At 64.9% G+C, this 16393-nt stretch carries 17 protein-coding genes; 4 read left to right on the top strand and 13 right to left on the bottom strand.

Annotation, left to right across the window (positions count from 1 at the left end; genetic code table 11):
* Positions 1 to 28: 28 nt before the first annotated feature.
* The 4 genes from HMPREF0307_RS00860 to upp all read right to left on the bottom strand — a co-directional run bounded on the left by HMPREF0307_RS00860 (position 29) and on the right by upp (position 4297).
* Positions 29 to 1489, bottom strand: a complete 1461-nt coding sequence (locus HMPREF0307_RS00860) for an NAD(P)H-quinone dehydrogenase (RefSeq protein WP_369799404.1) — start codon at positions 1487 to 1489, stop codon at positions 29 to 31.
* 300 nt (positions 1490 to 1789) lie between these two features.
* Entirely contained in the window at positions 1790 to 3043 is a 1254-nt protein-coding gene (locus HMPREF0307_RS00855) for an amidohydrolase (protein ID WP_082723161.1), read from the bottom strand.
* Positions 3044 to 3132: 89 nt separating this feature from the next.
* A complete protein-coding gene (locus HMPREF0307_RS00850) occupies positions 3133 to 3525 on the bottom strand; it encodes a helix-turn-helix domain-containing protein (RefSeq protein WP_066485050.1) in 393 nt (130 codons plus the stop codon).
* Between the two features lie 136 nt (positions 3526 to 3661).
* Positions 3662 to 4297, bottom strand: a complete 636-nt coding sequence (gene upp, locus HMPREF0307_RS00845) for a uracil phosphoribosyltransferase (protein WP_066485047.1) — start codon at positions 4295 to 4297, stop codon at positions 3662 to 3664.
* 69 nt (positions 4298 to 4366) lie between these two features.
* Between upp and HMPREF0307_RS12775 the strand changes: the two genes are divergently transcribed.
* From HMPREF0307_RS12775 to HMPREF0307_RS00835, 3 genes are read left to right on the top strand one after another with little or no spacing between them, the layout of a single operon-like run.
* Positions 4367 to 4669, top strand: coding sequence for a transducer protein Htr23 (locus HMPREF0307_RS12775; protein ID WP_141628602.1), 303 nt, complete (start codon positions 4367 to 4369; stop codon positions 4667 to 4669).
* Positions 4670 to 4673: 4 nt separating this feature from the next.
* Positions 4674 to 5738, top strand: coding sequence for a C40 family peptidase (locus HMPREF0307_RS00840; protein WP_082723160.1), 1065 nt, complete (start codon positions 4674 to 4676; stop codon positions 5736 to 5738).
* A 6-nt stretch (positions 5739 to 5744) separates the two neighbouring features.
* Positions 5745 to 6983, top strand: a complete 1239-nt coding sequence (locus HMPREF0307_RS00835; protein WP_066485038.1) for a hypothetical protein — start codon at positions 5745 to 5747, stop codon at positions 6981 to 6983.
* A gap of 133 nt (positions 6984 to 7116) precedes the next feature.
* Here the strand turns inward: HMPREF0307_RS00835 and HMPREF0307_RS00830 are convergent, their stop codons facing one another.
* From HMPREF0307_RS00830 to HMPREF0307_RS00820, 3 genes are all read right to left on the bottom strand, one after another.
* Positions 7117 to 8160: an alpha/beta hydrolase gene (locus tag HMPREF0307_RS00830; RefSeq protein WP_066485032.1), complete on the bottom strand. Its 1044-nt coding sequence runs from the start codon at positions 8158 to 8160 to the stop codon at positions 7117 to 7119.
* A 2-nt stretch (positions 8161 to 8162) separates the two neighbouring features.
* Positions 8163 to 8672, bottom strand: a complete 510-nt coding sequence (locus HMPREF0307_RS00825; protein WP_156435888.1) for a hypothetical protein — start codon at positions 8670 to 8672, stop codon at positions 8163 to 8165.
* Positions 8673 to 8798: 126 nt separating this feature from the next.
* The gene (locus tag HMPREF0307_RS00820; RefSeq protein WP_231724977.1) at positions 8799 to 9809 is read right to left on the bottom strand and encodes an amidohydrolase family protein; all 1011 of its coding nucleotides are present in this window, start codon (positions 9807 to 9809) and stop codon (positions 8799 to 8801) included.
* Positions 9810 to 9848: 39 nt separating this feature from the next.
* Between HMPREF0307_RS00820 and HMPREF0307_RS00815 the strand changes: the two genes are divergently transcribed.
* Positions 9849 to 11216, top strand: a complete 1368-nt coding sequence (locus tag HMPREF0307_RS00815) for a D-alanyl-D-alanine carboxypeptidase family protein (protein WP_066485582.1) — start codon at positions 9849 to 9851, stop codon at positions 11214 to 11216.
* 48 nt (positions 11217 to 11264) lie between these two features.
* Here HMPREF0307_RS00815 and HMPREF0307_RS00810 read toward each other — a convergent pair whose 3' ends face one another.
* The 6 genes from HMPREF0307_RS00810 to HMPREF0307_RS12415 all read right to left on the bottom strand — a co-directional run bounded on the left by HMPREF0307_RS00810 (position 11265) and on the right by HMPREF0307_RS12415 (position 16275).
* Entirely contained in the window at positions 11265 to 12227 is a 963-nt protein-coding gene (locus HMPREF0307_RS00810; protein WP_066485023.1) for an RDD family protein, read from the bottom strand.
* A gap of 161 nt (positions 12228 to 12388) precedes the next feature.
* Positions 12389 to 13483 (bottom strand): YhjD/YihY/BrkB family envelope integrity protein, encoded by a 1095-nt coding sequence (locus HMPREF0307_RS00805; RefSeq protein ID WP_066485020.1) that lies wholly within the window; start codon positions 13481 to 13483, stop codon positions 12389 to 12391.
* A gap of 58 nt (positions 13484 to 13541) precedes the next feature.
* The gene (gene trpS / locus HMPREF0307_RS00800; protein ID WP_066485017.1) at positions 13542 to 14594 is read right to left on the bottom strand and encodes a tryptophan--tRNA ligase; all 1053 of its coding nucleotides are present in this window, start codon (positions 14592 to 14594) and stop codon (positions 13542 to 13544) included.
* Positions 14595 to 14761: 167 nt separating this feature from the next.
* Positions 14762 to 14953, bottom strand: coding sequence for a hypothetical protein (locus tag HMPREF0307_RS00795; protein WP_066485014.1), 192 nt, complete (start codon positions 14951 to 14953; stop codon positions 14762 to 14764).
* A 115-nt stretch (positions 14954 to 15068) separates the two neighbouring features.
* The gene (locus HMPREF0307_RS00790) at positions 15069 to 15980 is read right to left on the bottom strand and encodes an exodeoxyribonuclease III (protein WP_066485011.1); all 912 of its coding nucleotides are present in this window, start codon (positions 15978 to 15980) and stop codon (positions 15069 to 15071) included.
* A 10-nt stretch (positions 15981 to 15990) separates the two neighbouring features.
* A complete protein-coding gene (locus HMPREF0307_RS12415; protein WP_066510857.1) occupies positions 15991 to 16275 on the bottom strand; it encodes a hypothetical protein in 285 nt (94 codons plus the stop codon).
* Positions 16276 to 16393: the final 118 nt, after the last annotated feature.

Raw genomic sequence — 16393 nt, 5'->3', positions numbered from 1 at the left:
TTGTAGTCCCTTGTTCTGAAACGAAAACTTAGGACAGATCGTCGTGCGCAACGAGGCGGCGAGCCGCCTCCGTGATGGTGCCCGACAACGATGGGTAGACCGCAAACGAGTCTGCGAGCTGGTTGACCGTGAGCTGGTTGGTCACGGCAACGGCGACGGGCAGAATGAGCTCCGAGGCGGTCGGCGCGACGATGACGCCGCCGATGACGCGGCCGGAGGTGGCGCGGCAGAAGAGCTTGACAAAGCCGTGGTTAAGGGAGCGCATCTTCGCGCGCGGGTTGGTGTTGAGCGGCATCATGATGGTGCGCGCGGAAACCTCGCCAGCCTCAATCTCGGCCTGAGTGAAGCCCACGGCGGCGATCTCGGGGCGGGTGAACACGGCGGTGGCCACGGTCTTCAGGCGCAGCGGGGACACGCCCTCGCCCAGCGCGTGATACATGGCGATGCGGCCCTGCATGGCGGCGACGGAGGCGAGCGGGAAGAGATCCGAGCAATCGCCCGCCGCGTAGATGCCGGCGACGTTGGTGCGCGAGACGCGGTCGACCTTGATGTGGCCGGACTTCTGGGTGTGGACGCCCACGTGCTCGAGGCCCAGGTCCTTGGTGTTCGGGACGGAGCCGATGGACATGATGACGTGGGAGCCATGGATCTCGCGGCCGTCCTGGGTCTTCACCACGACGTTGCCGTCCTCGGTGCGCGCAACAGACTCCACGCGGCAATTCTTCTCCAGCTCCACGCCGCGCTCGGCGAGGACGGTCTCGAGCACATCTGCGGCATCGGCGTCATCATGCGGCAGAATGCGGTCGCGGGAAGCGACCATGGTGACCTTGACGCCCATCTCGGCGAAGGCGGAAACGAACTCGGCACCGGTGACGCCGGATCCGACGACGATGAGGTGCTCCGGCTCCTCCTTGAGGTCATAGACCTGCTGCCAGGTAAGGATGCGCTCGCCGTCCGGCTGTGCGCCCGGCAGGATGCGCGGGGTGGCGCCCGTAGCAACGAGGACGAGGTCCGCCTCGAGCTGCTCCTCGGTGCCGTCAGCACGCGTAACGTCGACGAGGTGGTGCGTGCCGCGCACGCCGGTCTGGTCCTCAGAGAACTTCGCGCGGCCGTCGATAACCTTCACGCCGATCTTCTCCAGGCCCGCCCGCACGTCCGCGGACTGCTTCGCAGCCAGTGCTTGGACGCGCTCGTTAAGAGCATCGAGCTTCAGCTGCAGCGAGCTGAGCTGATCGTTAAGCCCCATCGCATCTGCACGGCGGAAGTCCGTCCGGAGGTTCGCGCCAGCGATGAAGGACTTGGACGGAACGCAGTCGAGGAGCACGGAGGAACCACCGGGCCCCTGCTCCTCAATGAGCGTGATGTGGGCGCCGTACTTGGCGCCGGCCGTTGCGGCCTCGTACCCGGCGGGGCCACCGCCGATAATGACAATGCGCGGGGTGTCTTCGATCACCTGTGCAGTCTGGGCAGCAGCCTTATCCTGGGTCACTTTTATTTCTCGCTCCTTGTGAGATTTCGCGGGTCACGCGTGCGGTCGAATGGGGCAAGGATGCAGGGGTTGTCGTGGGGTCGAGTTCCACCGTGTCCTCGCCGTTAATGCCGGCGCACTGCCCGCATGATCGTCGCAGGACAGCGCGCCGCGCCTATTCCGATCTTTCGGGACACACGCCTGCGCCATCCGCATCCACCAAGTGGGCAGGCACACTCGCCTGTTAGTGTAGTGCCCGCATGCCCCCTCACGCACGCCGGGCCAGGTGACACAGCTCCTTAGCCCCGACCAGCTGAGGTGTTAGACCTCGGCCGTCGCAAATCGATCGACGACGGACCCGAAGAGCTTGATGCCCACCCCGATGGAGCGCTCGTCGACGATGAGGTCGCCCATGTGCAGGTCGTACTGTTCGCCCTCGCCCGACCAGCAGCCGAGACGCGCCATGGAGCCCGGCACGTTTTCGAGGTACCACGAGAAATCCTCGCCGCCCGAGGACTGCGGTGCTTGGACGACGCACTGCGGGTCGATGGCCGCGGCCGCTGCGGTAAGCGCGGCCGTCGCCACGTCATCGTTGAGCACCGGCGGCACGCCGCGGTGGTACTGGAGGTCATACTCCACGCCGAGGGGAGCGAGGACCTGCTCAATGAGCTCGCTAAAAAGCTTCTGCATGCCACGCCACACGTTGATGTCTGCCGTGCGCATGGTGCCGGTGAGCGTGCCCGTCTCCGGCATCGCGTTGGGCGCAAAACCAGAATTGATCTGGCCGAAGACCAGCACGGTACCGGTGCGCGGATCCACCCGGCGCGACAGCAGCCCCGGCAGGTCGGTCACGACCTTGGCAAGGGCAAAGATGACGTCCGCGGACAAGTGCGGGCGGGACGTGTGGCCACCCGGTCCCTTGACCTCAATCTCGACGACGTCCGTGGCCGAGGTGATAGCCCCCGCGCGCACGCCGATGCGTCCCACGCGCAGCTTGGGCTCGGCGTGAATGGCAAAGATGGAGTGCACTCCCTCGAGCGCGCCCCAGGACACGACGTCCGTGGCACCCCCTGCCCACGTCTCCTCCGCCGGCTGGAAGATAACGCGCACGCCGACAGGCAGACCGTGCTGCTCGTCGTATTCCTTCAGCGCGCAGGTGAGCCCCAGCACGACCGTGGTGTGGACGTCATGCCCGCAGGAGTGGGAGACTCCCTTGTTCAGTGACGTAAATTCCAGCCCCGTGACTTCTTGGATGGGCAGCGCGTCGATATCCGCACGGAAGGCCACGCGGCCCTGCTCGCTGTCCGGGCCCAGGTCGGCCATGAGACCGGTCTCTGGGAACAGGTGCGGCTCCACGCCCCACTCCTCCAGAATCTTCGCGATGTAGCGCGTGGTCTCGACTTCGTTATTCGACGTCTCTGGGTGGCGGTGAATGTGGCGGCGCCAGCCGATGACCTCGGCGCGGTGCGCGTCGAACCAGGCCGCCACGAAACGCGAGACATCGCCCGGCCCCTCGCCGAAGACGTCAATCGACGTATCCGCGTGAGCGTAATGCGAGCTCGGTCGAGCGTTCATGAGGTACCTCCTGGGTCTTTCCCAACGAGTCTAGACTAGACCAAGCGGTACAGAAAATCTGGCCCGGTTTTAATGCGGCCAACCCCGGGCTATTCGAAAGCCCACTTCCCGCTAAAACGCCGGCGATTCACGTAATCCGATGGAAACGGTGCGATGTGTTCCGGCTTCACGAGGAGCGTCCAGTCATCCTCTCCATCCAGCGCGCAGATTTCCTCCACCATGCGCGCCGCACCAGGAAGCAACGATGCCGGCGGGACTTCAAGCCCGAGCGCCAGCTTATAGATGGTGGACAAGCGTGGGTCCGCGAGCCCCTCCCCGTAATGATCGTTTCGCTCTAGGTTCGAAATCTGGTTGCGCGATAAGCCCGTGATGTCTGCGAGCGCTTGCTGCGAGATCTTCCTGCCCTCGCGCAGCGCTTGGAGCGTGATGGAAAAGCCGTGGCCATAGCTTGACCACATGAGTCGTTCGACAGCGAAAGTCATGTGTCCCCCGAGTAGTCGGACCCGCGCACCCCAGCGCGGGCTTTCTACCCCGGGATTCTAAAACGACGGCCACGAACGCGCCACCGCTGCGGCGAAACACTTACGTCACCGCAGCTCAGCGGCCGCTGCTTGCGGCTTAAAGGTCAATATTGCGTGGTCCGTAGAGGCGGTCGCCAGCGTCGCCCAACCCCGGCACGATGTACGCGTCTTCGTCGAGCGAAGGGTCGATGACGGCGGTCACGAGACGCACCGGCAGACCGGAGTTGGCCAGTGCATCCACGCCTTCCTGTGCCGAGACCATGCAAATAGCCGTGATATTCGTCGCACCACGCGCGGCAAGCAGACGCAGGGCGTGGAGCAGCGAACCACCCGTGGCAAGCATGGGATCCACAACGAAGACCGTACGGCCTGACAGATCTTCCGGCAGCGCCTCGAGATACGGCACCGGCTCGTGCGTTTCCTCGTCGCGGGCCATGCCGATGAAACCAACCTGTGCATCCGGAATCATGGACAAGGCGGGGTCAATCATGCCCAGGCCAGCGCGGATGATGGGAACGATGATCGGCGGGTCTTGCAGGCGCGTGCCTTGCGCGGTGTCCACGGGGGTCACGCAGTCAAAGTGCTCAACGGGCAGGTCGCGCGCGGCTTCGTAGACGAGCATGGTGCCCAAGTCTTTCAAAGCAGCGCGGAAGGCGGCGTTATCGCTGCGCGCGTCGCGCATGAGCGTGAGGCGGGAGGCAGCCAGTGGGTGGTCTACAACGTGGATATCCATGCCCCCTACTCTAAAAGCTTTTTTAAATTTTGTGGGAACCTTTCGGCGCGCAGCACAGTCCAATGAGGCATGAACACTTTTACCTTGGACCCCGAAGTAACCCGCTCTCTTGCCCGTGACCTCGATCAACAGTCGCTACCCCAACCTTTGGCACTGCCCTCACTGCCGGGCGGCTGCCTCAGTGACTTCTGTTCGGCGCTCACCGCAGCGTTTCACAATGTTGCCGCGCGTGACGAAATGATGCGCTCCGACTTGGCACATCTCGCAGAAGTCGCCGTCGTGACAACGCACGCAGCACTCACCGTGGACAGCGATGGCGCTGCGGCTTTCGCCAACGAGAACGTCGCCCCACGTCCAGGAACGGAGGGATGAGCTCATGATGGTCATCATGGACGCCATTCGCCAGATTTCGGCGCTGCGTCCCGCCGAGCTTCCCGCCGTCCCCACGCCACGCATGCCGGATGTCTCGAGCGTGCACGAACTGGCCCGCATCACGGATGGCACACCAGAGAAGATCCTGCGTGCCGTGGACTCGCTACGAGCGGACTCGGCGCAGATTGAAAAGCTGCAGCGCGAGGCCCGCCAACTCGCTTTTGGGTGCATTCGTGACCTCTTCGCCTTGGGCCTGCGACTTCTCCAAGAGGCGGTACCCATGGCGCTGGGCTTGCTCATTCCCAATCCGGCTGCACAGATGGCTGCCCGCGCCGCCCTGCAAGGGCTGGCCATGCGTGGCCTCGCGGAGGCCGGGCAGCGCATTATGCAACTCGTCCATGAGCTCATTCCGCTCGCCCGTCCCCTTCTAGAGATAGCCGGTCGCGCCGTCGCCTCGGCCGTAAGCGAGGAAGGCCACGTCGCCAAAGACTCGCTCAAGTCGGAGCAGTCCCGTGCACTTCCCGGCGCGCCCGCGCCCTCCGCCGCGCCCGAGATTCGCCCCGCTGCGCTGGAAGACACCACCGCTGGCAGCAGTGCACGTCCGGCCACCAGCAGCTCCAGCAGTTCCGCGCAAGGTCAGGCCGCCGTCAACGCGGCGCTGTCGCAAATCGGCACTCCGTATACCTGGGGCGGGACCGGCGCCGGTGGCTACGACTGCTCCGGATTGACGCAATGGGCGTGGCGCCAGGCGGGCATCGAATTGCCGCGCCTTGCCGAGCAGCAAACGGTAGGCCGCCAAGTCACCGCCGCAGAGCTCCAGCCCGGGGACCTCGTCGTCTGGGACGGCCACGTGGCCATGTATGCCGGTGACGGCCAGATCGTCGAGGCCGGAAGCCCCGTCCAGACCAACCCGCTGCGCACCACCAACATGGGCATGGCGTTTAAGGGCTTTGGCGACCGACCGGCTAATTCCACCGAAGTTTATGGGCGCAGCCTCGGCATGGGTACAAGCCGCTTCTGCTCTAGTGCGATCGCGTGCGCATCCGTCGCGCACGGTTGGGTAGACTGAGCTTTTATGAGCACCCGCGCAATCGTACCGATTAAGCTCTCGCTGACTGAGGGCGACTTTTATACCCTGTGGGCCCCGAAGTGGCGCCAGAACGGCACGGAGTGGCAAGCCTTCTTGGGCGATGATGAGTCGATCCTCCTCTTCCGCACCGAGGCCGAGCTGCTGACGTTCTTGGAGTCAGGCCAGCGTCACGACTTGCTGGATCACCCCAACTGGGAAGCTTTCAACTCGCGGCCCGCGAACCGCGTCTCCGTCGCGCCGCGCGATGACTACGACCTCATCGGCATGCCTGCCAAGCTGGCGGAGCGCCCCGGCCACGAGGCCGTGTCCACCGTCGCACGTGACTTGGAGGTCGCCGAGGCTCTCGCCTCGGTCGCGGGTGCCGAGCACACCACCATCTTCTTCGCCACGCACTCCATCCTGCGCAACACGGTGCGCGGCTCTGAGCACTACACGGGCGATGAAGGCCTGCGCGAGTGGTCCGGCGTGGGCCGCGTCATCCTCACCAACTGGAAAGAGATCATCGAAGACCTCGACAAGCACGTCAAGGTCGTTCCCACCACGGACTTCAGTGAGGATAAGGTGACCGACGCCGCCGCGCGTATCTCCGCCGCCACCGCTGCCGCGGCCAAGAAGCGTCAGGAGGACGAGGAAGCCCGCAAGGCCGAAGCCGCCGCCGCGGATCCGTACGACAAGTCGGTGTGGGCCGCCGCTGGTATCGACCCGGTGAAGATCACCATCGACCGTAAGACCGTCTACACGCTGCGCACCTATCTGGGCGAGCGCCCGGTCTTCCTGGGCAAATGGGGCGAGATTTACTCCTTCCCCACCCCGAAGCAGCTCGTGCGCTGGATCATGGAAAACGATGACCATGACCTCGCCCATGTGTCCACGTGGGAGGACATCATCACCGCCGCCAACGCCGGCGAGCTTGAGGTCCAGGTTCACCCGGACAACCAGTACACGTTTAACAACCTCGTGCGCGACATCGAGCAAGGTCCGGAGGCCGTGGACAACGACCAGCTCGCTCGTGCCTACGAAATCTGCGCGGACGCCGCAGACTGGGCCGGCGACGACTCGATTAACTCCTTCATGTTGGCGAACCCGCGCTTCCAGGACTACCTGGGTTATATGCTCGGCTCCACGGAGCATGCTGGTTACGTGCCGTCCAAGCCATACAGCGATCATTCCTCCGCTTGGCGCAGCCTGGAAGAGATGCTCATCAAGCGCTTCTCCAAGTTCTAAACAGCACGATAACCGCTGCTAGAGCACTGCGTCGGTCACCCCGGCGCCGTGCGAACACCGAACGCCCGCTGCCCCACGTCATCGACGTGGGCAGCGGGCGTTTGCTGTGCGACTACATGTTCTCCTCCGCGCTTTAGGGAAGCAGGTACGGCCGCAGCGCCGCGATGAGGTTTGCGGTGAGCTGGGCAGTCTCCGGTGACTTCGGCGCGAGCGCGTCACAGCCATGGTAGGCACCGGGAACCTCCACGAAGTCGACGGGAACGCCCGCCTCCCGCAGCTTGTCCGCGTAGGCACGCGACTCGTCGTAGAAGAGATCGAGCGTGCCGATGGAAATCCACGTCGGCGGCATGCCGGTAAAGTCGCCGCGCTCGACGGGGGACGCATAGGGTTCCGGCTCCCTCTCAAGGTGATCAGCGCCGAGGTACGCAGCCCACGCCGCACGGTTGAAGTTAGCCGTCCAGACAAAGTGCCCGCGCCCGCCCTCGACGGGGCGCTGTCCCGTGCGGTGGTCGAGCATGGGATAGACCAGCCCGTTGAAGACAATGGGATGGCCCTCATCGAACGCGCGTTGTGCAAGGCCTGCGGCTAGTCCACCGCCGGCGCTATCGCCACACACCGCCACGGGGCCGGAGGTGCGTTCCTGTGCCCAGCGCAGCGCCGCGTAGCAGACGTCAAAGTCCGCCGGGAAGGGATTCGCCGGGGCCTTGGGGTAATACGGTGCCACGATGATGGCGCCCAGCGCTCGCGCGATGGCCGCGTTGCGAGTGTCATACATCTCCGGCGCACCGACCAAATGTCCGCCACCGTGCGTCCACACCATGACCGGTATGTCGCCCCAGTCGGGTGCATCCGCCGCGGCATCCACAGAGTCCGGCACGAGCACGTGTACGTCGCAGGACACGCCCTCGGGTGACTGCACACGCAGGCGGGAGGCCTGCACATCGTCGCCGGTGGGCTGCGCCATGACGGCGCGGCGCCCCAGTCCTGCGATCGTCATAGCCACTGCGCCTGGCACATTCGTAAACGGGACCCACGTCGCGGGCGTGCGCAGCGTCGGCGAGACGGCGCTGCGGTCAGCCCGCCATTGCGGCACCAGAGCGGCGGCTGCGCCGAGCGCGCCAAGGACCCCGGCACTGACGAGGGCGCGGGAGGCGAAGCGGGAACAGGTAAGGGACATCACTATTCTTTCGTGTGGGTGCGGCAACGGCGCACGGCATCGAGGGAAACGACGTCGGCATCAGGCGCATCCGGCGCCGCCGGTGTCGCGGATTCTGTGGAGCCAGGGGGCTGCGCGGTCGTGGCGCGTTCACCGCCCAGAACCGTGAGTGGTCGTCGCGCAGCGCGGCGTGTGGCGGCGAAGCGGTGAATCTCCTGCCCCACGGCGGGCTCGCCCAGGATAATCACCTGGGCAAAGGAGGCCTCGTCCACGGTGTGCAGCGCGCGGGGGCTCAGCAACGCGAGGGTGCACTCCTCCAGATAGCCGCGCACCCGCGTCGCCGCGTCAGGGCCCAAGGATTGGAGCTCGGTCTCGTCTACCTGTGGCTGTGCCCCGCCCGGTGTGGCAAGTACAACATAGTGCCCAGCCGCCTTCGCAGTACGGTGCGCGTCGACGAAGGCAGCGGCATCAAAGGCCCCCTCGCCAGGCAGGATGATAAGCACCGAAGACGCAGTGTTTGACGCTGAAGACATACCCCCATTGAACACGCGTCACCGCGCGATGGCACCCCACCGCGGCGCCACTGGCGCATTGAACAGCGTGTTCGTCGGTTCCTGGCAGGCCGTCTTCAGGAAGCGTGCCGGGCGCGAGACATCGGGCTAGTGCGTATGACCGTGATCGTGGTCGCTAGCACCGTCCGCGTCCTCGCCGCGGAAGAGAGCGTCCTCGGCGAATTCGGGGTCGCCGAGTTCCTCGTAGGCCGGCAGGATGGTCGTCTCCAGGAGCTTCTCACGCACGACCTGCGGAGCGAAGGCGTTCTCCACGGCCTTGACGGTGAGGTCGAAGAACTCCTCGAGACCGTAGCTAAACGTCTCGTTGAGCGCGACGAACTGGTCGGTGAGCGTGCCCACCTCCGGCAGTCCGGCAGAGATAGTGCACGTAAAGCCCAGCTGCTGCAGAAGCGGCAAGGGGTGATCGGACAACTCCTCGAGTTGGCCGCGCATGATTTCTACCGCGGGGCTAAAGGTCACCGGGATGCGTCGGTCGCACACCCAGCCGGAGACCTCGCCCGGAGCGATGCCGTCAAGGTTCGCGGTGAAGTCATCTACCAGCGCCGTCGCGTGGGAGAGACGGTTCACGCCCGCCTGCACGCCCGCAGCAACATCGTCGAGCTCGCCGTCAGCGTGAAGCTCGAAAGGAAGGAAGCCCCTGCGCAGGGTGGCAACGAGCGCGTCCAAATCCGGTAAGGGCTGCGCCACATCGCTGCCCAGAGCAAAGCCGACGACGCGGGCGCCCTCGGTGCCGCGGTCAGCCTTGTCCTTGCGTGCGGCGGCGACGGTGAGCGCGGCCAACTCCTGCAGAGTGGTGGACCCACGCAAGCCCATGATCACGAGGCGGGCGTCGATCCCCGCGTGATCGAGCCCGGCAAGCGCGGCATCGACAGCCTCCTGCGCGCTGAAAGGATAAGTCTCCGCATGGAGACGCAGCTCCGCGTAGACGACATTATCGGCGGCCAACGCCGCCACCGCGGCGGCCGTGGCCGCCGTGAGGTCTGCGGGAGTGGCGGCATCGGAAGGCACATGCTCTTGGAGGGTGACTTTCGGCAGGCCAGCGAAGGTGTCGCGGTCCGAGTCCTTATTTTCCGGGCTAATCAAAGGTGCGTCATGCATGCCCACCATCGTAGGCGGGCGCCTAAGATGTTTCACGTCATGAAAAAGCTCGCCACCCTGTCGCTCGCCGCGGTGTGTTCCGCGGCGCTCAGCGCCCCAGTCCTCAGCCCCGCCCCCGCCCGTGCGCAGGAGGATCCTGCCGCCACGGCACCGGCCCCAGGCGACCCCGCAGGCGGCCCCGCTGGCGACCAGGCGGGCGAGGAAGGCGACGCCACAGAAGAGTCCGTCACCCCGACCTACCGCACGGAGGCACCCAACACGGATACGTGTCCGCAGTCCCTCGTGCCGCCAGAGCCGGTGACGACCTCGGAGCGTCTCGCGCCGGGCCAACCTGCGCCCACTCCCCTGCCGGCTACGCAGACCAGCGACTGCGGCGTGAAAGCGCCGAAGGGTTTCACGGTGGACAAGGACGTCCTTGCCGCGGCGTTCCTCGTCGCAGACGTTGACTCAGGCGAGATCATCGCGATGAAGGATCCGCACGGGCGTTACCGCCCGGCGTCCATCATCAAGGTGCTCCTCGCACTCGTCGCCATCGAGGAACTCGACCTCAACCAGAAATACACCGCCACCGCGGAGGACGCGAACGCGGACGGCTCCGCCGTGGGCATTGGCGAGGGCGGTGTCTACACCATCGAGCAACTTCTTCAAGGCCTCGTCATGGCCTCAGGCAACGATGCCGCGCACGCGCTCGCCCAAGCCCTGGGCGGCGATAAGGCGACCCTCGACAAGGTCAATAAGAAGGCCCACGAGCTGGGCACCACCGACACCGTCGCCGCGAGCTACTCCGGTCTCGACGCGCCAGGCATGTCCACCTCGGCCTACGACCTAGGCCTCATCTACCAGGCCGCGTACCGCAACCCCACCTTCGCGCGCCTGGTCAACACGGATCACGTCGACTTCCCCGGCTACGGCGACCTGCCCGGCTATGAGCTGTGGAACGACAACGGCCTGCTCATGAACGATCCGGAGGGCATCGGCGGCAAAACCGGATACACGGATGACGCGCACCATACCTTCGTCGGCGCCGTCAACCACGGCGGCCGTCGCCTCATGGCGATCATCCTCAATACCACCGTGGAGCACGGCCCCCGCGCGTGGGAGCAGGCCCAAAAACTGCTCCACGAGTCTTATGACGTCCGCCCCGGCCAGGGCGTGGGCACGCTGGCACCCGCCGAGGATCCTTCCGCGACCCACACGGTGACGGCCACACAGGACCCTGTGGCGCCCAACGCCGCGGAGCCTTCCGATGCCCCCACCACCTCAGCGCGCGCACACGCCTACGACCCAGTCCTCGACGATCTCAAGCCGTGGATGAGCTGGCTCATCGTGGGCCTCGTCGGGCTCTTCGCGCTTATCGCCGCGGTGCTCACGCTCCGCGGGACGACGGGTCGCCACCACAAGCGCTAGCCTTTGTCCCACGCACATGCCGCGGCTCCCGGATGAACATTCGTATGTCTAGCGGCGCGACGAACGCTTGACCACTTCGGCATGGGCGAAGCGATCGTGGGCACCCAGCATGCCGTTATCGGGCGAGATGGTGCCGACGCTGATGAGTCCACCAATAAAACCGACGAGCTGGCCGAGTCCCGGCACGATGTTGACGAGGCGGAACCAGTTTCGTTTCATCGCCTGTCGCAGGCTAAGCCGCTCGTGCGTGTCGACGTCGCGCACCTCGTAGCCTGCCGCCAGCTTGATGGGGCTGCCGCCCCAGAGCACCTCGGGGAGGATGAAGTACGCCGAGAAGACGACGAAGAAGAGGAGCGCAGCGATGGCGTCTCCGCTGTCGCCGAATACGCTGAGCGGCGCAAGCACCGCACCGCCGACCATCGTGGCGAGGAAACCGTCCACGATGCCCATTGCCCAGCGAGTGCCGGGCGTGGCGCGTTGCGCGACCGCGCCGTAATCCACGACGCCGGTGGGCTGTCCCCACACTGGGTGCGCGGGGCTGGGCACGTTGTTATTCGGCCCCACGCCCGGCGTGTGTGCGAAGTTAAGAGAAGAACCGTACGGGTTCACCGCAGGTTGATCGAGCTGGGCGTACTGGCCATAAGGGTTCTGCGCAGGGCCCGGCTGTGCGTGCTGGTGCGGCTGCGGGGCGCTGGCGGCCTGCGCGTTAGTGTCGTGGTCGGGTTCCGTCCACCCCGTGTAGTCCTGTGGCCACGTGCCAAAGTCGCAGAGGTACTGCAACTGCGCCCACGTGACGCCACGGCCAGCGCGGAGCGCTTCATCGTAAAGCGCGCGGGCCTCGTCGTTGCCTAGGATGCCGTAGCCGATATTCGTCTCACGCCGCGTATCCGCCGACGTGGAATAGCCCTGCTGAGACAGGCGCGCGTCGCGCGCCGAAAGCAATACGCCCAGAGCAGTCGAGTTCTCCTGCGGATCAAGACCAAAGTGGGTGTAGAGGTTCGGTGCATGCATGGACGCTCACGGATCCTTTCGTTGCTGCACTGCGCACCCCATCGCGCTGCGAGAGCGCCGCGCGGGGTGCCGCAGAGACTCTGCTGGGTGTGTTTGTGGCGCTATTGTATCGCCCGCGCCACGACTCGCTCGAGCGAACGGCGGGGTGACGTGCGGATGAGCTACTTGCGGCGGAGCAGGGCCACGAGACCGGCGCCCACCGCGCCGAGAGCCGCGCCAATGCCCAGCGTGGTGCCCGTGGACGGACCGCTCTTCATCTCGTTGCGCACACGAATAATCGCCGGTGCGGGGACGTCCACGTCCTCGGCGTTGACGAGAGACTCCTCCGTCGTCGCCGTCCAGGCTGAGACATAGAGCACCACGCGCCAGACGAGGTACATGACAACCATGAGGACAATGACGGGGCCGAAGACGGCGCCCGCCGGGTTGCCTGCAGCAGAGGACATGATGACGGTGGACAGCTGCTTGAGGACCTCAAAGGCCACGGCGCCGATAAGGGCACCCATGAGGCCGGACTTCTTCGGCACCTTAGTGCGCGGCAGGATGACAATGAGCCACCCGAACACGAGGAAGTTCGCAATGAGACCGACCACTAGGCCGACGAGGAAGATCACGATATTCATGCCGGGGAAAGATTCAATGCCCACCCAGTCGAAAACCTTCTGCGTGAGTCCAGACGAACCGGCTGCGGTAACGCCGAAGGCGATGACGAGCGCGACGAGCAAACCGATGAGGCCGAGCAAGTCGCTAAGCTTCTTTTGAATGAAGGTGCCGCCTTCATTCGCGTCGATCTTCCACATCGCGGAGATACCAATGCGCAGGTTGTTCATCCATCCCAAGCCGGACCACAGGGTGGTCAGACCACCGATGCCGAACATGGCGCCGCGCTGATCGACGGCGGTTTCAAGAACCTCGTTGAGTGTCGAGCCTAAATCACCCGAGACAGACTCGGTGATGCGGTCCTGCAATTGCTGAAAAAGATCGGGGCGCGATGCCAAGACCGTTGCCGCACCCGCGGTAAGCAGCATGAGCAACGGGAAGATAGCGAGCACCGAGTAGTACGTGGTGGCTGCGGCGAACTGGTTGCCGCCCTCAGACCCGTACCGATCGAGCGTGCGCATGATGTGGTCGACGAAGGGCGAACGCTCACGCACTTTGTCGACGGCACCTGGCTCGTCATCATATGCGCGTTCAATGCCGTACACGTCGGTGCGTGCCTCGTCGTTCTTCGTAGACGGAGATGACGCTGCTGTCATGCGGACGAGAGTCCTTTCTTAGAAAGAAATAAGTTACTCGTCCTAGAATATCGTGGTCCTAGCCACGGCGGGGGCGGAGGAAGCCAACCTTGTCATAAACGTTATCGAGCAGGGGCTGCGCGATCTCCTGCGCGCGCTCCGCGCCGCGGGCAAGGATGGACTCGAGCTCGCCGCGGTCCGCCATGAGTTCCTCATAGCGTGCCTTGAGCGGCGTGGTGAACGCTTGGAGGGCATCGGCAGTGTCGACCTTGAGGTGACCATAGCCCTGACCTGCGTACTTCTCGACCAGGGCATCCACGGATTCGCCGGTAAGCGCGGACTGGATGATAAGGAGGTTGGACACGCCCGGCTGGGTCTCACGGTCGAAGGCGACAGAACCCAGATCATCCGTGACGGCGGACTTGATGCGCTTGGCCGAGGTCTTCGGATCGTCGAGCAAGTTGATGATGCCCTTCGGGTTCGAACCCGACTTCGACATCTTAGAGGTCGGATCTTGAAGGTCGTAGATTTTCGCGGAGCCCTCCGGGATGAACGGCTCGGGCACGCGGAAGGTCTCGCCATACTTGGCGTTGAAGCGCTCGGCCAAGTTGCGCGTGAGCTCGAGGTGCTGGCGCTGGTCCTCCCCCACCGGCACGAAGTTCGGCGAGTACAGCAGGATGTCCGCCGCCATGAGCATGGGGTAGGTAAACAGGCCCACGGAGGTGCGGTCCGAGCCTTGCTTGGCGGACTTGTCCTTGAACTGCGTCATGCGTGAGGCCTCGCCAAAACCGGTGAGGCACTGCAGGACCCAGGTGAGCTCCGTGTGCTGCGGAACGTGGGACTGCACGAAGAGCGTGGACTTCTCCGGATCGATGCCCAGGGCGATGAGCTGGGCGGCACCGGCGATGGTGCGCTGGCGCAGCGCCTCGGGATCCTGCTCCACCGTGATGGCGTGCAGGTCCGGGATGAAGTAAAAGGCCTCGAAGGAATCCTGCAAGTCAATCCACTGCTTGAGGGCTCCCAGGTAATTACCCAAATGGTAGGAATCCGCCGTGGGCTGGATACCGGAGAGGACGCGGTGCGTCGCGGCGTCGGTGCTCCCCGCGGTTGCTGCAGAATTCTGTTCAGTCATAGTCATTCAGTGTAGTGCGCGGCCTCCTGCGTGCAAGGCCCAGGGTTAGCCTCGCGCTACACGGCCATTCTTCATGTCAACACCCACCGGCGTACGCAACTCCCCCACAGAGCGAAAGCCGCCCCTCCCGAAACGGGAAGGGCGGCTCAGCGTCGTGAACGCGAGAACTAGATCTTGCGCTTGGTCGGGCTGTGGGTATCCAGCGCGTTAGAGAAACCAGCGACCATGAGTGCGCCGCCTACGCCCATGAGGACCATCGGTGCCAGGGACAGGAAGGACGGGCCTTCGACGCTAAACCACCAGATGGCGGCGGCCAAGATAACAGCGCCGAGGATGAATTCAATTGCTGCGCGTGCCATGCAGTTGCTCCAAGTTCTCGCGAGGAAAGAATGATATAGACGTCACAGAGTTTAACACCCGGCACACGCTTCAATCCATTAATGCCCGCTTTCGGCCGCTCGCGCGGGGGTAGCCTTAGCGGTACTCCACCACAAGCGGCGAGTGATCGGACCAGCGTTCCTCGACGCTCGGGGCCTTGTCGACCCAGGTGCGCACGGCGCGGTCGAGCATCGCACGGGTCGCGGCTTGATAATCGATGCGCCACCCTGCGTCGTTATTGAAGGCCTGACCACGGTAGGTCCACCACGTGTACGGGCCTTCCAGCTCCGGCTGGAGGCGACGCGCGGCGTCAAACCACACCGGCTCATGGCCGGCCGCGCGAGCCGCCCAATCCGTCTTCGTCGCGTACTCCACCACGCCGTGGTACTCGCCCAGGCGCGCCTTGACCTGCGGCTCAGAATCCGGGAATGCGCCAAAGACGAAGTCCATGAAAGCGCGCTCCTCCGGCAGGTGGCCAGCCTTCTTCTCGTTCGCCTTGTTGTTCTTCAGGTCCTGCGCGCGGTGGCAGATATTCCAGTCCCCGCCGATGACCATCTGTGGAAACTCGTTGGCACGCTCCTCGAGCACATCCGCGAACTCGTCCAGGAAGCGGTACTTCTCATCCAGCTTCGGCGAGTCCGTGTCGCCGCTGGGCAGGTAGAGGGAGGCGACGCGCTCGCCGTTGGCGACGGTGGCCTCGATGTAGCGACCGGAAGATGCAAAGGAACCGAAACCCACAGAGACATCGGAAAGCTCCGTGCGGGAGAGGATGCCCACGCCAGCGCGGCCCTTGGCATCCGACTCAGCCTGAACCAGGTGCCAGCCCGCCTCGAGCGACGGCGCCAGGGCCTTCTCCGTCTCCTTGGGGTTCGCGCGCACTTCCTGCATGAGCACAACGTCCGCCGGGGTCTGGGCCAACCAGGCGTTCATGCCCGGGTTGAGTTCGTTGCGCTGCTTGCAAGCGGCGCGGATGCCATTGACGTTGACGGAAGCGATGGTAAAAGTCATGCCGCCTACTCTAGCGGGCGGACGAGCGGGCCAAGCGCGCGGCCACGACGCAGAGGACGACGGCGGCGGCTGAGAGCGCGGCGCCAGCAAGCGCCGGCGAGCCGAAGCCCAAGCCCGCGCCGACAACCACACCGAGCGCGTAGGCCGAAATGATGGCCGAGGCGGTGTCCTCACTCACCCCGAAGTCCGCCGCGATGAGTGGCAGCAAGCCCATGGAGGTAAATTCCGTGGTACCGAGCGCGAAGGCGCCGAGTGCCATGGCGAGCATGGCGATGGTACGGCGACGCCGCCCCATCTCCGTCTGGCGGGAATGGGGCGGCGGTGGAGCCGGCGGCGGGGCGCCCGGCCGGTGGGCTGGGATTCTTCGACTATCCGCGTGGTGTCCTTGTATATGGTGTCCTTGCGTACAGTGC

This window comes from Corynebacterium sp. DNF00584 (assembly GCF_001552965.1).
GTDB lineage: Bacteria > Actinomycetota > Actinomycetes > Mycobacteriales > Mycobacteriaceae > Corynebacterium > Corynebacterium phoceense.
This window is presented reverse-complemented; position numbering and strand designations above follow the sequence as displayed.

Bases quoted from the DNA above. Each gene is read 5' to 3' on its own strand.
- HMPREF0307_RS00855 (WP_082723161.1), bottom strand. From the start codon at position 3,043: ATGAACGCTCGACCGAGCTCGCATTACGCTCACGCGGATACGTCGATT.
- HMPREF0307_RS00850 (WP_066485050.1), bottom strand. From the start codon at position 3,525: ATGACTTTCGCTGTCGAACGACTCATGTGGTCAAGCTATGGCCACGGC.
- upp (WP_066485047.1), bottom strand. From the start codon at position 4,297: ATGGATATCCACGTTGTAGACCACCCACTGGCTGCCTCCCGCCTCACG.
- HMPREF0307_RS12775 (WP_141628602.1), top strand. From the start codon at position 4,367: ATGAACACTTTTACCTTGGACCCCGAAGTAACCCGCTCTCTTGCCCGT.
- HMPREF0307_RS00840 (WP_082723160.1), top strand. From the start codon at position 4,674: ATGATGGTCATCATGGACGCCATTCGCCAGATTTCGGCGCTGCGTCCC.
- HMPREF0307_RS00835 (WP_066485038.1), top strand. From the start codon at position 5,745: ATGAGCACCCGCGCAATCGTACCGATTAAGCTCTCGCTGACTGAGGGC.
- HMPREF0307_RS00830 (WP_066485032.1), bottom strand. From the start codon at position 8,160: ATGTCCCTTACCTGTTCCCGCTTCGCCTCCCGCGCCCTCGTCAGTGCC.
- HMPREF0307_RS00825 (WP_156435888.1), bottom strand. From the start codon at position 8,672: ATGTCTTCAGCGTCAAACACTGCGTCTTCGGTGCTTATCATCCTGCCT.
- HMPREF0307_RS00820 (WP_231724977.1), bottom strand. From the start codon at position 9,809: ATGCATGACGCACCTTTGATTAGCCCGGAAAATAAGGACTCGGACCGC.
- HMPREF0307_RS00815 (WP_066485582.1), top strand. From the start codon at position 9,849: ATGAAAAAGCTCGCCACCCTGTCGCTCGCCGCGGTGTGTTCCGCGGCG.
- HMPREF0307_RS00810 (WP_066485023.1), bottom strand. From the start codon at position 12,227: ATGCATGCACCGAACCTCTACACCCACTTTGGTCTTGATCCGCAGGAG.
- HMPREF0307_RS00805 (WP_066485020.1), bottom strand. From the start codon at position 13,483: ATGACAGCAGCGTCATCTCCGTCTACGAAGAACGACGAGGCACGCACC.
- trpS (WP_066485017.1), bottom strand. From the start codon at position 14,594: ATGACTGAACAGAATTCTGCAGCAACCGCGGGGAGCACCGACGCCGCG.
- HMPREF0307_RS00795 (WP_066485014.1), bottom strand. From the start codon at position 14,953: ATGGCACGCGCAGCAATTGAATTCATCCTCGGCGCTGTTATCTTGGCC.
- HMPREF0307_RS00790 (WP_066485011.1), bottom strand. From the start codon at position 15,980: ATGACTTTTACCATCGCTTCCGTCAACGTCAATGGCATCCGCGCCGCT.
- HMPREF0307_RS12415 (WP_066510857.1), bottom strand. From the start codon at position 16,275: ATGGGGCGGCGTCGCCGTACCATCGCCATGCTCGCCATGGCACTCGGC.